This is a genomic window from Micromonospora sp. CPCC 205739, assembly GCF_036906795.1.
Taxonomy (GTDB): Bacteria; Actinomycetota; Actinomycetes; order Mycobacteriales; family Micromonosporaceae; genus Micromonospora.
In genome coordinates this window covers 120,218-132,705 of the sequence record NZ_JBAKHS010000008.1, presented here as the reverse complement: position 1 = coordinate 132,705, position 12,488 = coordinate 120,218, and the positions used below count along the sequence as shown (strand labels likewise).

The 12,488-nt window shown below is 73.6% G+C and carries 14 protein-coding genes; 6 read left to right on the top strand and 8 right to left on the bottom strand.

Going from position 1 to position 12,488, the window contains the following annotated elements; genetic code table 11:
- Window positions 1-53: 53 nt before the first annotated feature.
- The 3 genes from V6U88_RS14550 to trmB all read right to left on the bottom strand — a co-directional run bounded on the left by V6U88_RS14550 (window position 54) and on the right by trmB (window position 4,212).
- Window positions 54-698: a hypothetical protein gene (locus V6U88_RS14550; protein ID WP_334453273.1), complete on the bottom strand. Its 645-nt coding sequence runs from the start codon at window positions 696-698 to the stop codon at window positions 54-56.
- 119 nt (window positions 699-817) lie between these two features.
- Window positions 818-3,322, bottom strand: a complete 2,505-nt coding sequence (locus V6U88_RS14545; RefSeq protein ID WP_334453271.1) for a DEAD/DEAH box helicase — start codon at window positions 3,320-3,322, stop codon at window positions 818-820.
- A 176-nt stretch (window positions 3,323-3,498) separates the two neighbouring features.
- Entirely contained in the window at window positions 3,499-4,212 is a 714-nt protein-coding gene (gene trmB / locus V6U88_RS14540; RefSeq protein WP_442934629.1) for a tRNA (guanosine(46)-N7)-methyltransferase TrmB, read from the bottom strand.
- A 132-nt stretch (window positions 4,213-4,344) separates the two neighbouring features.
- Here trmB and V6U88_RS14535 point away from each other — a divergent pair, with 132 nt between their 5' ends.
- Both V6U88_RS14535 and V6U88_RS14530 read left to right on the top strand, forming a co-directional pair.
- Window positions 4,345-4,959, top strand: coding sequence for a hypothetical protein (locus tag V6U88_RS14535; protein WP_334453268.1), 615 nt, complete (start codon window positions 4,345-4,347; stop codon window positions 4,957-4,959).
- An 8-nt stretch (window positions 4,960-4,967) separates the two neighbouring features.
- On the top strand, window positions 4,968-5,648 hold the full coding sequence (locus tag V6U88_RS14530) for a class F sortase (protein ID WP_334453266.1): 681 nt from the start codon (window positions 4,968-4,970) through the stop codon (window positions 5,646-5,648).
- A 3-nt stretch (window positions 5,649-5,651) separates the two neighbouring features.
- Here V6U88_RS14530 and V6U88_RS14525 read toward each other — a convergent pair whose 3' ends face one another.
- From V6U88_RS14525 to V6U88_RS14515, 3 genes are all read right to left on the bottom strand, one after another.
- Window positions 5,652-5,972, bottom strand: coding sequence for an antibiotic biosynthesis monooxygenase family protein (locus tag V6U88_RS14525; protein WP_334453264.1), 321 nt, complete (start codon window positions 5,970-5,972; stop codon window positions 5,652-5,654).
- Window positions 5,973-6,050: 78 nt separating this feature from the next.
- Complete coding sequence (locus V6U88_RS14520; protein ID WP_334453261.1) at window positions 6,051-6,848, bottom strand: exodeoxyribonuclease III; 798 nt, start codon at window positions 6,846-6,848, stop codon at window positions 6,051-6,053.
- 109 nt (window positions 6,849-6,957) lie between these two features.
- Window positions 6,958-7,878, bottom strand: coding sequence for a proteasome assembly chaperone family protein (locus V6U88_RS14515; protein WP_334453259.1), 921 nt, complete (start codon window positions 7,876-7,878; stop codon window positions 6,958-6,960).
- Between the two features lie 420 nt (window positions 7,879-8,298).
- Here V6U88_RS14515 and V6U88_RS14510 point away from each other — a divergent pair, with 420 nt between their 5' ends.
- The 3 genes from V6U88_RS14510 to V6U88_RS14500 all read left to right on the top strand — a co-directional run bounded on the left by V6U88_RS14510 (window position 8,299) and on the right by V6U88_RS14500 (window position 10,206).
- Window positions 8,299-9,177, top strand: coding sequence for a peptidase M23 (locus V6U88_RS14510; protein ID WP_334453256.1), 879 nt, complete (start codon window positions 8,299-8,301; stop codon window positions 9,175-9,177).
- 67 nt (window positions 9,178-9,244) lie between these two features.
- On the top strand, window positions 9,245-9,391 hold the full coding sequence (locus V6U88_RS14505; protein WP_334453253.1) for a hypothetical protein: 147 nt from the start codon (window positions 9,245-9,247) through the stop codon (window positions 9,389-9,391).
- Window positions 9,392-9,426: 35 nt separating this feature from the next.
- Entirely contained in the window at window positions 9,427-10,206 is a 780-nt protein-coding gene (locus tag V6U88_RS14500; RefSeq protein ID WP_334453251.1) for an EcsC family protein, read from the top strand.
- Between the two features lie 127 nt (window positions 10,207-10,333).
- On the opposite strand, the gene V6U88_RS14495 is transcribed toward V6U88_RS14500, so the two are convergent.
- On the bottom strand, window positions 10,334-11,185 hold the full coding sequence (locus V6U88_RS14495) for a GDSL-type esterase/lipase family protein (protein ID WP_334453249.1): 852 nt from the start codon (window positions 11,183-11,185) through the stop codon (window positions 10,334-10,336).
- A gap of 133 nt (window positions 11,186-11,318) precedes the next feature.
- Window positions 11,319-11,930: an antibiotic biosynthesis monooxygenase gene (locus V6U88_RS14490; RefSeq protein WP_334453247.1), complete on the bottom strand. Its 612-nt coding sequence runs from the start codon at window positions 11,928-11,930 to the stop codon at window positions 11,319-11,321.
- Between the two features lie 280 nt (window positions 11,931-12,210).
- Between V6U88_RS14490 and V6U88_RS14485 the strand changes: the two genes are divergently transcribed.
- Window positions 12,211-12,474, top strand: coding sequence for a DUF6343 family protein (locus V6U88_RS14485; RefSeq protein WP_334453245.1), 264 nt, complete (start codon window positions 12,211-12,213; stop codon window positions 12,472-12,474).
- Window positions 12,475-12,488: the final 14 nt, after the last annotated feature.

Genomic DNA, 12,488 nt, shown 5'->3' with positions numbered 1-12,488 from the left:
ACCGCCGGGGCTTCCCGTCCGGGCCGGTGGGCGGCCCGGACGGGGACGCCGGGTCAGGCGGCGGTGGACCAGATCGCCCGGAAGGCGGCGGCCTCCCCGGCCAGCCACTGCTCGACCTGCTCGGGCTTGATCGTGTCGGGCATGCGGTGCGCCGCGCCCCGCCGCACGTCCACCAGGACCGGCTCGGCGTGCGGCAGCACCGCGTCCATGTGCCGGGCCATCAGGTGCAGGGTGGCCAGCGTCGCCTCCTCGCTCGGCGGGGTCTCGTCGAAGTGCAGCCGGATCGCCTCGGCGTGCCCGTCGGCGTACCGGACGCCGAAGTGCGGGTTGATCTTGACGGGCAGGTCGCCCAGCATGGCGAGCGCGTCGCGGGTCTGGGCCAGGTCGATGCCGGCCGGGTCGCCGAGGGACTCCAGCCAGGCCGTCGCCCCGGGGACGAGCGCCTGGTAGAGCGGGCGCCAGCGGGGCTTGACCACGTCGGCCACGCCGGCGAGGTGGGTGCCCCCGGTGTGGAAGGCGATGTCGGCCTTGAGGGCCTTGACGAACTGGCCGTGCGGGTTGAAGCCGGAGCGGCTGGCCCGCTGCTTGCGCAGGCCGCCGACGAAGGTGGCCTTGGTCGGGCCGGTGCGGTCGACGTACCGGGTGAAGCCGAGCAGCGTGGCGTAGGGGGTGAGCGGCGTGGAGGCGGGCGCGGTCACGGGCGTCCTCCCAGGTCAGGAACTCGATTAGTACATACATTCTAATCGACGAGGGTGACAACGCCCAGGGTACGAAAGGGGCCGCCCGGACACTCCGGACGGCCCCGCGAAACTCTTTTCTACAGCTGCCCGACGTCGGTGATCCGGACGACGGCGGCGCCCGCCTCGTCGGAGGCGGCGAGGTCGACCTCGGCGCTGATCCCCCAGTCGTGGTCGCCCTCGGGGTCGTCGAGGATCTGCCGCACCGTCCAGCGTTCGCGACCCTGCTCGATCATCAGCAGCGCCGGCCCGCGCGCGTCCGGGCCGACCCCGATCGAGTCGTACGACTCGAAGTACGGCTCCAGCGCCTCGGCCCACGCGTCGGCGTTCCAGCCCGACGCGGAGTCCAGCTCGCCGAGGTCGTACCAGCGCCGCAGCGCGGCCAGCTCGACCCGGCGGAACAGCGCGTTGCGCACCAGCACCCGGAAGGCGCGGGCGTTGCGGGTGACCGCCGGCGGCTTGTCCTCCAGCGACGAGGCCACCTCCGCCACGTCGGACGGGTTGCGCAGCCGCTCCCACTCGTCGATCAGGCTGGAGTCGACCTGGCGCACCAGCTCGCCGAGCCACTCGATGAGGTCGACCAGCTCCTCGGTCTTGGCGTCCTCGGGCACCGTCTGCCGGAGCGTCTTGTACGCGTCGGCGAGGTAGCGCAGCACCAGGCCCTCCGAGCGGGACAGCCCGTAGAACTGCACGTACTCGGTGAAGGTCATCGCCCGCTCGTACATGTCCCGGACGACGGACTTGGGGGAGAGCTGGTGGTCGGCGACCCAGGGGTGGCCCTGCCGGTACATCTCGTACGCGGCGTCCAGCAGCTCGGCCAGGGGCTTGGGCCAGGTCACCTCGTCGAGCAGCTCCAGGCGGGCCTCGTACTCGATGCCCTCGGCCTTCATCGCGGCGACCGCCTCGCCGCGGGCCTTGAACTGCTGCGCGGAAAGCACCTGGCGCGGGTCGTCGAGGATCGACTCGATCACCGAGAGCACGTCGAGCGCGTACGACGGGGACTCGACGTCGAGCAGCTCGATCGCGGCCAGCGCCAGCGGCGACAGCGGCTGGTTGAGCGCGAAGTCGAGCTGGAGGTCGACGGTGAGGCGGACGCGGCGGCCGGCCTCGTCGGGCTCGTCGAGCTGTTCGACCACCCCGCCGGCGCGCAGGGCCCGGTAGATGGCGATGGCGCGGCGGATGTGCCGGCGCTGCGCGGCCCGGTCCTCGTGGTTGTCGGTGAGCAGGTGGCGCATCGAGGCGAACGCGTCGCCGGGGCGGCCGATCACGTTGAGCAGCATCGAGTGGCTGACCTGGAAGCTGGAGGTCAGCGGCTCCGGCTCGGCCTCGACCAGCCGCTCGAAGGTGGGTTGGCCCCAGCCGACCGAGCCCTCCGGCGGCTTCTTCTTGACCACCTTGCGCCGCTTCTTCGGGTCGTCGCCGGCCTTGGCCAGCGCCTTCTCGTTCTCGATGACGTGCTCGGGGGCCTGCACCACGACCCGGCCGAGGGTGTCGAAACCGGCCCGTCCGGCCCGCCCGGCGATCTGGTGGAACTCGCGCGCCTTGAGCAGCCGGGTGCGCACCCCGTCGTACTTGGACAGGCCGGTGAAGAGCACCGTGCGGATGGGCACGTTGATGCCGACACCGAGGGTGTCGGTGCCGCAGATGACCTTGAGCAGGCCGGCCTGGGCCAGGGTCTCCACCAGGCGTCGGTACTTGGGCAGCATGCCGGCGTGGTGCACGCCGATGCCGTGCCGGACCAGCCGGGACAGCGTCTTGCCGAAGCCGGAGGTGAACCGGAAGTTGCCGATGGCCTGGGCGATCATGTCCTTCTCGGCCCGGGTGCAGACGTTGACGCTCATCAGCGCCTGGGCGCGTTCCAGCGCGGCGGCCTGGGTGAAGTGCACGACGTAGACCGGGGCCTGCTTGGTCTCCAGCAGCTCCTCCAGGGTCTCGTGCAGCGGCGTCATCGCGTACGAGAAGAGCAGCGGGACCGGCCGCTCGGCCGAGCGGACCACGGCGGTGGACCGCCCCGTGCGCCGGGTCAGGTCGTCGACGAACCGGGTGGTGTCGCCGAGGGTGGCCGACATCAGGATGAACTGCGCCTGCGGCAGCTCGATCAGGGGCACCTGCCACGCCCAGCCCCGGTCGGGCTCGGCGTAGAAGTGGAACTCGTCCATGACCACCTGGCCGACGTCCGCCCGGGTCCCCTCGCGCAGCGCCAGGTTCGCCAGGATCTCGGCGGTGCAGCAGATGATCGGGGCGTCGGCGTTGACGCTGGCGTCGCCGGTGAGCATGCCGACGTTCTCGGCGCCGAAGACCTCGCAGAGGGCGAAGAACTTCTCCGACACCAGCGCCTTGATCGGCGCGGTGTAGAAGGTGGTCCGATCGTCGGCCAGGGCCGCGAAGTGCGCCGCGATCGCGACCAGGCTCTTGCCGGAGCCGGTCGGCGTGTTCATGATCACGTTCGCGCCGGAGACGATCTCGATGACCGCCTCCTCCTGGTGGGGGTAGAGGTCGAGGCCACGCTCCTTCGCCCAGCCGGCGAACGCGTCGTAGAGGGTGTCGGGGTCGGCGCTTCGAGGCAGCGCGGCAGTGAGCGTCATAGCGCCCCCATCGTGCCCGCCCACCACCCCCACCCGCCAACCGGGTACACCGCCGCCCCCTCACGTCGGGCCCCTCGCGCCGCACTTTCCGAGAAAGCGGGGCTGTTCCCGCCCCGATGGGCACTCTTTCGCGGAAAGTGCGCCCGAAGCCGGCGGGGCCGGGCGGGCCGGCGGGGTCAGGGGTGGCGGGGGTGGATGAGGTCGAAGACGGGGCGGCCGGCGGTCAGGGCGCGGCGTTCGAACTTGGTGATCGGGCGGTGCGCCGGTCGGGGGGCGAAGCCGCCGTGCGGGTCCGCCAGTCCGGGGTCGGCGGTCAGCGTCTCGCGCATCGACTCGGCGTACTCGGCCCAGTCGGTGGCGCAGTGCAGCGTCCCGCCGGGGCGCAGGCGGGAGCGGAGCAGCGCGACGTGCTCCGGCTGGATGATCCGCCGCTTGTGGTGCCGGGCCTTGGGCCAGGGGTCGGGGAAGAAGACGTGCACCGCGTCCAGCGCGTCGGCCGGCATGGCCCGGACCAGGTCCAGCGCGTCGCCCTTGGCCACCCGGACGTTGCGCAGCCCGTGCCGTTCCACCAGCTCCAGCAGGTTGCCGAGGCCGGGTGTGTGCACCTCGACCGCCAGGTAGTCCCGGTCCGGGTCGGCGGCGGCCATCGCGGCCGTGGCGTCGCCCATGCCGGAGCCGATCTCCAGCACCACGGGCGCGCCCCGGCCGAAGAGCGCGGCCGGGTCGAAGGGACCGTCGAGGTCGGCGATGTCGAACCCGTACCCGGGCCAGAGCCGCTCCAGCGCGTCCGTCTGGCGGCCGCTCATCCGGCCGCGGCGGGGGTGGAAGGTGCGGATCCGGGCGGCCGGCGGGGCCGCCGGGACGGCGGGGTTCAGGTCGGTGGAGGTCACAGCGACCCGAGCGTACGCGACGGTTCCGGCGTATCGGATGTGATGTACGCCCGGGGGTGAGACGATTCATCCCGTACGGCAGGCCGGCGCTCGCTGCCCCGGCGCTGCCCGAGGCGGCCGGAAGGGGGCAGGATGTCGATCACGCTCCAGCGCACCGCGTTGGCGGTCACGTTCGGTGCCCTCGGCCCGGCGCTGTTCGGGGTGGCCCCGGCGCTCGCCGCCCCGCCACCCGCGGGGACACCGGCCCTCGTCCCGCCACCCGCGGTGGCCCCGGGCCCGACCGAGCCGGGCCAGATCTGGCCCGAGCCGGGCGGCACGGCGCAGCCGCCCGCCAACGTCGTCTTCGTCGAGGTGCGCCCCAGCCCCGTGCAGCCCGGTTACCTGGTCGGCATCCAGGCCAGCTGCCGGGACAACTCCATCCCCGCGACCGTCGTCTCCGACGCCTTCGGCCGGGTGCAGGTGCACTCCCAGCGCGGCGAGCTGACCGCCTCGGCGATGGTCAAGGAGCGCACCCGGCCCGGCAACTACCGGGTCAAGCTGGAGTGCCGGGACGGCGCGACCGCCTCGACGATGCTCCAGGTGGTCAAGTCGATGAAGCCCAGCCCCGGCCCGCAGACCGGCTTCGGCGGCGCCGCCGGCGGCAACCTCACCGGTCTGCTCGTCCCCGGTGGCCTGGCCCTGACCATCGCCGGGGCGACCGTCGGCATCGTCGCGGCCCGCCGCCCCCGTGGCGCTGCCCGAGGCTGAGCGGCGCGATGGCCCCGCAACCCGCCTCGACACCGGCCGCCCGGCGCGACCGGGCCCGCGCCCGCAGCCCGTGGACCGTGCCGCTCGCGGTGGCGCTGGTGCTGCTCGGCGTCTTCGCCACCGGCGCGGGTCTCGGCCGTACCGTCGGGCCGCTGGACTGGGCCGCCGGCCAGCAGCGCCCGGCGAGCGCGCAGGAGCGGCCGACCGCCGGGCGCGGTGGGCTGCCGGCCAGCCGCCCAGTGAGCCTGGCGGTGCCGGCGATCCGGGTGACCGCCCCGGTGGCCCCGGTGGGCCAGGCCGAGGACGGGTCGATCGACGTGCCGCCGCTGGACCGGCACCACGAGACCGGCTGGTATGACCGGGGCCCGACCCCGGGCGAGGCGGGCCGGGCCATCATCGTCGGGCACGTCGACTCCAAGAGCGGCCCGGCCGTCTTCTACGACCTGCGCAAGCTCAAGCCCGGCGACCGGATCGAGGTGACCCGCCGGGACCGCAAGGTCGCTGTGTTCACGGTCGACTCGGTCGAGTACTTCGACAAGTCGAACATGCCGGCCGACCGGGTCTACGGCAGTGCCGGGCCGCCCGCGCTGCGGCTGATCACCTGCGGCGGGGCCTGGGTCGGCGGCCGGACCGGGTACGAGGACAACGTCATCGCCTTCGCCTCGCTGGCCGAGACCCGCGATCCCTGACGGTCAGCCCTTGCCGGCGACCTGCTGGACGACCTCGAACTCCAGCAGCGTCGCGCCGGAGGCCACCGGCCGCCGCTGTTCGCCGCCCTCGCCGCCGGCGTGCGCGGCCCGCGACGGGCCGGCCGCCCAGGCCTGGTACGCCTCTTCGCTCTCCCAGCGGGTGTAGACGAAGTAGCGGCTCTCGCCGGCGACCGGGCGGAGCAGCTCGAAGCCGAGGAAGCCGGGGGAGTTCTCCACCGCGCCGGCCCGGGCGGCGAACCGCTTCTCCAGCTCCTCGCCGGAGCCGGCGGGGACGTCGATCGCGTTGATCTTCACGACTGCCATGGCTCCACCCTAACCAGCGGCCCGGCACCCGGCCCGGCGGTCATCCGCGTCGGGACGTCCGCCGGGCCGGGGAGGGACTCAGATCGGCTCGACGGTCGGCACCAGATCGGCGTCGACCACGATCGGGGCGTGGTCGGAGGGGCCCTTGCCCTTGCGGGCCTCCCGGTCGACGTACGCCGAGCGGACCGCCCGGGCGAACGGCGCGGAGGCGTACACGAGGTCGATCCGCATGCCCTTGTTCTGGTGGAACATCCCGGCCCGGTAGTCCCAGTAGGTGTAGGGGTGCGGACCCTTCATCGGGGTGGGCACCACGTCGACCAGCCCGAGGTCGCGCAGCGCCGCCAGCGCCGCCCGCTCGGCCGGCGTGACGTGGGTGGAGGTGACGAAGAGCGCCGGGTCCCAGACGTCGTCGTCGGTGGGGGCGACGTTGAAGTCGCCGCAGACCGCCACCGGCGTCCCGCCGGCCAGTTCCGGCTCCAGCGCGTCCCGCAGCGCCGCGAACCAGGCCAGCTTGTACGCGTAGTGCGGATCGTCGGGGGAGCGCCCGTTCGGCACGTACACCGACCAGACCCGGAGCCCGGCGCAGTCGGCGGAGATCGCGCGGGCCTCGGGCTCGGGGAATCCGGGTTCGCCGGGGAACCCGACCGCCACGTCGGCCAGCCCGACCCGGGACAGGATCGCCACCCCGTTCCACCGGCCGTCGCTGTGGCTGGCCACCTCGTAGCCCAGCTTGCCCACGTCGGCGACCGGGAAGGCGCCGTCCGGGCACTTGGTCTCCTGCAGGCAGACCACATCCGGGCCGGTGGTGGCCAGCCAGTCGAGCAGCCGGGGCAGGCGGGCCTTCACCGAGTTCACGTTCCAGGTCGCCAGGCGCATGCCTCCAGCCTGCCGCATCCCGCCCGCACACGCCCGGCCAGCCGCTCCGGCGCGTCACCTGTCCTCGTCGATCCAGGGAACGACAGCTGCCCTGGACCGACGAGGTGGGTCAGCCGTTGGGGGTGTCGCCGGGTCGGGTCTGCTCGGCCAGGAACCGCTCCAGCTCGGCGCCGAGCTCGTCGGCCGTGGGCAGGGGGCCGGCCTCGGCGGCCAGCAGGTTCTTCTCGCCGCGTCCGCGGGCGAACGTGTCGTACTGCTCCTCCAGGGCCTGGACCAGCGCGGCGGCCTCGTCGGTCTGCGCGACCTGCCGGTCGATCTCGACCCGCACCACCTCGGCGGCGGCCCGCAGGCTGTCGCTGGGCAGCAGCAGCCCGGTGCTGCGCGACACCGAGGAGAGCAGCACCTCGGCGGCGGCCGGGTACTCGGTCTGCGCGACGTAGTGCGGCACGTGCGCGGCGAAGCCGATCGCGTCCCGGCCCGCCTCGCCGAGGCGGTACTCCAGCAGGTGCCCGACGCTGCCCGGCACCTGCACCCGCTGCAACCAGGGTTCGTAGCCGGCGATCAGCTCGCGCCGGGTGGCGTGCGCGGTCACCCCGGTGGGGCGGGTGTGCGGCACGGCCATCGGGATCGAGTTCAGCCCGGCGGTCAGCCGGACGTCGAGCCGGGTGGCGAGGGCGGCCACGGCGGCCACGAACCGCTCCCACTGCAGGTCCGGCTCCGGGCCGGTGAGCAGCAGGAAGGGGGTCTCGTCGTCGTCGTGCAGCAGGTGCAGCGCCAGCTCCGGCGCGTCGTAGTGCTCCCAGTGGTCCTCGACGAAGGTCATCACCGGGCGGCGGGAGCGGTAGTCGAAGAGCTGGTCGACGTCGAAGGTGGCGATCCGACGTGACTCCAGCGAGGTGAGCAACTGCTCGCGGGCCAGGCGGCTGGCGTTGCCGGCGTCGACGAAGCCGGTCAGGGCCTGGATCAGCACCGGCTGCCCGAGGTCGGGCAGATCGTCGGTGAGCTGGTAGAGCTCGTGTGGGTCGAGCACCGGTCGGACCTCCTGAGGAAACGCGCGTACGGGCGGCCGTGCGCGCACGGCTCCCGGTTCGCCGAACGTACCCGCCGCAGGTATCCATTCCAGCAAGGGGCGGTTCGCCGCGATCCTGGTGATCAAAGCCGGACCAAGTACCGCATTTCGGCGATCATCCGAGGCGCGGTTGTCCGTTCGTCCGCGGCTTGCTCATCCGAACGGTGGATATAGCGGATCATGTGGGCGGTGACGGGGGTCTCGCCCCGGCTGCTCCGGGCCTCCCGGCCCCGGGGGGCGTTTCGGAAATGCCGGTTCTGCGGCGTTTCCCACCGCGACCACGCGTCACCGCCGACGCGCCCGAGTCGGGTGCGCCGGATTGTGGTCAGGGCCACTTCCACGCGCTGGGTGGCCGGTGGATCGCCTGCCTAGCCTCGTCGGATGCGTGACGACGACACCATCGACGACCAGTACGCCCACGAGGGCCCGACTGGCCGTTCGGACGATACCCCCTCGTCCGTTCAGGTCGGCGTTCTCCGTGTCCCCGCGGCGACCCCCACCCTCCGTACCCGCCTCGGCGCCCTCGTTAACCCCCTGATCCGCCGCCCCTCGCGGGTCGCCCTCGCCAGCGGCGTGGTCTCCTGCCTCGCCCTGGCGGCCCTCGCCGGCGCGCAGGCCCTGCCGGCCGAGCGGCTCGACCCGGTCGCCGCCCAGCCGGCGCTCGCCGAGCGGGCGCAGGAGGACGCCGCCTCCCGCGACCACGGACGTACCCCGGTCAACGGGAACCCCGGCACCCCCGGCAAGGCCTCGACCGACTCCTCGTCCCGGGACGAGCCGAGGAAGGCCAAGCCCAGGCCGACGCCGAAGCCGAGGCCGAAGCGGATCGCCCCGGTGGCCGGCCTGGACCGGGCCCAGATGGAGAACGCCAAGGCCATCGTCAAGGCCGGCCGGGAGATGGGCGTCCCCCGGCAGGCGCTGATCATCGCCGTGGCCACCGCCATGCAGGAGAGCAACCTCTACAACTACGCCAGCGGCGTGCTGCCCGAGTCCCAGAACTACCCGCACCAGGCCATCGGCTGGGACCACGACTCGGTCGGACTGTTCCAGCAGCGGCCGAGCAGCGGTTGGGGCGCGGTCCGCGACCTGATGGACCCGGAGTACGCCACCCAGGCGTTCCTCTCCGCGCTGCTGGAGATCCCCGGCTGGCGGGACCTGCCGCTGACCGTCGCGGCGCAGTCGGTGCAGGTCTCCGCGTTCCCCGACCTGTACGCCCAGCACGAGTGGCGGGCCACCAAGGTGGTGGAGGCCATCCTGGCTTGACCGGTTTCCGGTTCTCGGTTGTCCGTTCGGGGTACACATAATGCACAACCACCGAATGGAGAACGACATGTCACTGGTGCAGCGGATCACCGCCTTCCTGCGGTCACCGAAGGGGCAGCAGCTGGTCGACCGGGGCCGGCGCGAGCTGGCCAAGCCGGAGAACCAGACCAAGCTCAAGCAGGTGACCAGCCGGCTCTCCGGCCGGCGTCGCTGATCGTCCACCGCTCGCCCTCGACACCGGGAGCCCCCGTGACCGATGCCGCCCCCGTCGACGACGAACCCACCGCACCCACGCCGCCGCCGGTCACCCCGGCGGCGGCGGTCACCCCGCCGGTCGCCCGGGCGGGGGAGCCGGACGCCCCCGAGGCGCCGCCGGCCCGGCTCTGGGACCGGATGCGGGACGACCCGCAGTACGCGCCGGAACACCTCGCCCTGGAGGCGGTGCGCCGGCTGGGACCGGAGGCTGCCGAGTGGGCCGCCCGGGCCCGCGCCGAGCGCCCCGACGTCTCCGCCGACGACCTCGCCGAACAGGCGATCCGCAAGTTCGTCAACCGGGCCCGCCTCTCCGGGGCGGTCTCCGGCGCGGCCGGGCTGCCCGGTGCGGTGATCGACGTCGGCGTGCTGGCCTGGACCCAGGCGCGGCTGGTGCTGCACATCGCCGCCGCGTACGGCGTCGACCCGGTGCACCCCGACCGGGCCACCGACCTGCTGGTGCTGCAGAAGGTGCACAAGGTCGCCGAGAGCGCCCGACTGGCCCTGGGCGTCGCGGCGGGGCGGGAACGCGCCGGTGCCCTCTTCGGCCACGGCGCGCAGAACCCGCTCGGCAAGGTGATGCTCCGCCTCGGCGTGCGACTGGCCCAGATGGCCGGGGTGCGCGCGGCGAAGCGGATGTTCGCCAAGGTCGTGCCGGGCGCCGCCATCATTCTCGGCACCTGGGCCAACTCGTCGGCCACCAAGGACCTCGCCGAGCGCGCCCGTGAGCTCTACCGGACCGGTCGCGGCGGCGTGCCGCAACCCCGCCGCTCCTGACCACACGCCGGTACGGCGGTGCCCCGATCTCCGGGGCGCCGCCGTTTCGCGTGGGCGGCAGGGCTCGGGCGGCTACGAACGGCTGTCCGTCCGCCCCGGGTCGCCCGGCATGATGGCGCGACGGGGGTCAGAGCCGCCAGCCGGCGGTCGAGAAGGTGACGTCGGCGAGCCGGTTCTGCCCGGCCACGTTGGGGTGGAACCAGTCCAGCGCGTTGACCTCGTCCAGGGTGAAGCGCACCCGGTGCACCGCCCCGCCGTCGTGCCGACAGCGCGACCCGTACGCCCGGCAGGCCGCCTTCAACTGGGCGTTGTAGTCGTCGACGCGCTGACGGAACCGGGCCCGGCGGGCCCGGTCGGCGGGCGCGGTGGAGGTCGCGTTGGCCAGCAGCGACGGACAGATGCCGGCCCGCCAGACCCGCACGGCCCGGGACTCGGTGTGCCCGACCTCCCAGAGCCGGTACAGGTCCGGGATGCTGACCACCAGCACCCGCGCCTTCGGCCGCCCCTTGCGCAGCACGCGCAGGCCGCGGTCGACCTGGGTGCGGAACGTCGCCACCGGCGTCATCGTGTCGATGTCGTCGCGGCAGGCGTCGTTGGCGCCGATCAGCACCGTCACGTAGTCGGCCTTGTCGCGTACGGCCGCCTGGGCCTGCCCGGCCAGCGCCTCGGCGCGCGCCCCGGGCGCGGCGTGGTTGTGGGCCCGGCCGCGGATGCCCGCGTCGGCCTCGAGCAGCCGGCGGTAGTGGCTCTCCACCCGGATGCCGTCGCCGGTGGACCACGAGTTGCGCTGGCACGAGGTGAGCACGAGGCAGGAGCCGAAGCCGGTGGTGATCGAGTCGCCGAGCGCGGCCATGGTGGTGGGCAGCCCGGGTGGGCCGGAGTCCCGGGACGGCCGGGGCGAGGCGCTGCCCCCTTCCTCGCAGGCGAGGGCGACCAGCGCCAGCAGGCAGGCGGCGGCGGCGACCCAGCGTCGAGGCATTGTCTTCCCCCGGTCCGGCGGCGCAGAGCGACAGCGCGGTAACTCTACGGGGAGGTCCGAACGGGTCGGGCCGCTCGTGTCGACTTTCGGGCAGAGCAAATATTTAGAAACATGGATTTGATAGAACGGCGGCTCAGCGCGATGCGCGCCACGGTGGCCGCTGCCCGTGCAGCCACCAGTGCAGCGCCCGGGTGATCCAAGGCAGCACCAGGTACGTCATCAGCGGCGTCAGGCAGAGCGTGATGAGCAGCGTCCGCACCGCCAGCGGCACCCCACCGATGAACCGGGCGGTGAGCAGGGTGGCGGTGAGGCTCAGCGGGAAGAACGCCAGCCAGATCGTCACGGCCTGCTTCCAGCGCGGCGGGGACGCCGCCACGGCCGGCTCACCCACGGCCGGTGCCAGGTTCTCGACCACGTGGTCGACCGGCGGGTCGAACCACCCCTCGATCCCGGTACGCCGCTCGACCCGGGTGTGCTCGACGATGCCCTGCGCGGAGGTGAGCCACCAGGTCCGCTGCGGGGACTCCTCCCAGCGGCGTAGCGTCTCCTGGTCGGCGAAGCGGTAGAGCATGTGCCACTCCGGCGAGCCGGGGGCGCTCTGCACCCAGCCCACGCCGAGGAACCCCGGGAAGCTCTCGGCCAGCGCGGTGCCGGCCCGCATCCAGGCGACCATCTCGTGGGCGCGCGCCGGGTCGGCCCGACGGGCGATGGCGACGGTCACCGGCCCCGCGTGGGTCATGGTCATGCCCTCATCCTTCCCGCCCGCTCCGGTGTCGGCCCGGTCGCGACGCACCGGTGTAACGCAACGCACCGCCGCCCGCATCCGCGGCATACCCGCTCCGTGGCCGGCATCACCGCCCCGCCCCCGACCCCCGGTCCGCCGGTCCGCGCGCTCTGCGGCGTGTGGGGCGGTGCGAGGGCGAGAACACCCCGACACGCCGCAAACCGTGCCTGCCCGGGCCGGCGGCCGGCCGGGCCGGGCGGGACGGCGGTTAGGGCCAGTCCTGCGGGGGTAGCCCGGAGGGATGACGAGATCGCAGCCCAGGCGTGCCCGTGGCACGGTCGGGCACGCGTACAGCGCGTTGAACCTCCGGCTCTTGCTGGCGCTGTTCGGCCTGGTCACCATGACCGTCTTCGCGGTGCTGGCGTTCCGTGCCGACGTGGTGTGGCTGGGCGTGGCGTGCGCCGTCCTCGCCGTGGTCGCCGTGGTCGACCTGTTCGTCATCCAGCGCCGCCGGGCCGCGCGCCGCCGCGAGGAGCCGGGCGTGCGGCACTCACTCTTCGAGTGACAGGAGTACGAGAG

What these genes read in the sequence shown, in the direction of transcription:
- V6U88_RS14525 (WP_334453264.1), bottom strand. Translation starts at nt 5,972, where the DNA reads ATGGCAGTCGTGAAGATCAACGCGATCGACGTCCCCGCCGGCTCCGGC.
- V6U88_RS14520 (WP_334453261.1), bottom strand. Translation starts at nt 6,848, where the DNA reads ATGCGCCTGGCGACCTGGAACGTGAACTCGGTGAAGGCCCGCCTGCCC.
- V6U88_RS14485 (WP_334453245.1), top strand. Translation starts at nt 12,211, where the DNA reads ATGACGAGATCGCAGCCCAGGCGTGCCCGTGGCACGGTCGGGCACGCG.
- V6U88_RS14530 (WP_334453266.1), top strand. Translation starts at nt 4,968, where the DNA reads ATGGCCCCGCAACCCGCCTCGACACCGGCCGCCCGGCGCGACCGGGCC.
- V6U88_RS14490 (WP_334453247.1), bottom strand. Translation starts at nt 11,930, where the DNA reads ATGACCATGACCCACGCGGGGCCGGTGACCGTCGCCATCGCCCGTCGG.
- V6U88_RS14545 (WP_334453271.1), bottom strand. Translation starts at nt 3,322, where the DNA reads ATGACGCTCACTGCCGCGCTGCCTCGAAGCGCCGACCCCGACACCCTC.
- V6U88_RS14495 (WP_334453249.1), bottom strand. Translation starts at nt 11,185, where the DNA reads ATGCCTCGACGCTGGGTCGCCGCCGCCGCCTGCCTGCTGGCGCTGGTC.
- V6U88_RS14535 (WP_334453268.1), top strand. Translation starts at nt 4,345, where the DNA reads ATGTCGATCACGCTCCAGCGCACCGCGTTGGCGGTCACGTTCGGTGCC.
- V6U88_RS14510 (WP_334453256.1), top strand. Translation starts at nt 8,299, where the DNA reads ATGCGTGACGACGACACCATCGACGACCAGTACGCCCACGAGGGCCCG.
- V6U88_RS14505 (WP_334453253.1), top strand. Translation starts at nt 9,245, where the DNA reads ATGTCACTGGTGCAGCGGATCACCGCCTTCCTGCGGTCACCGAAGGGG.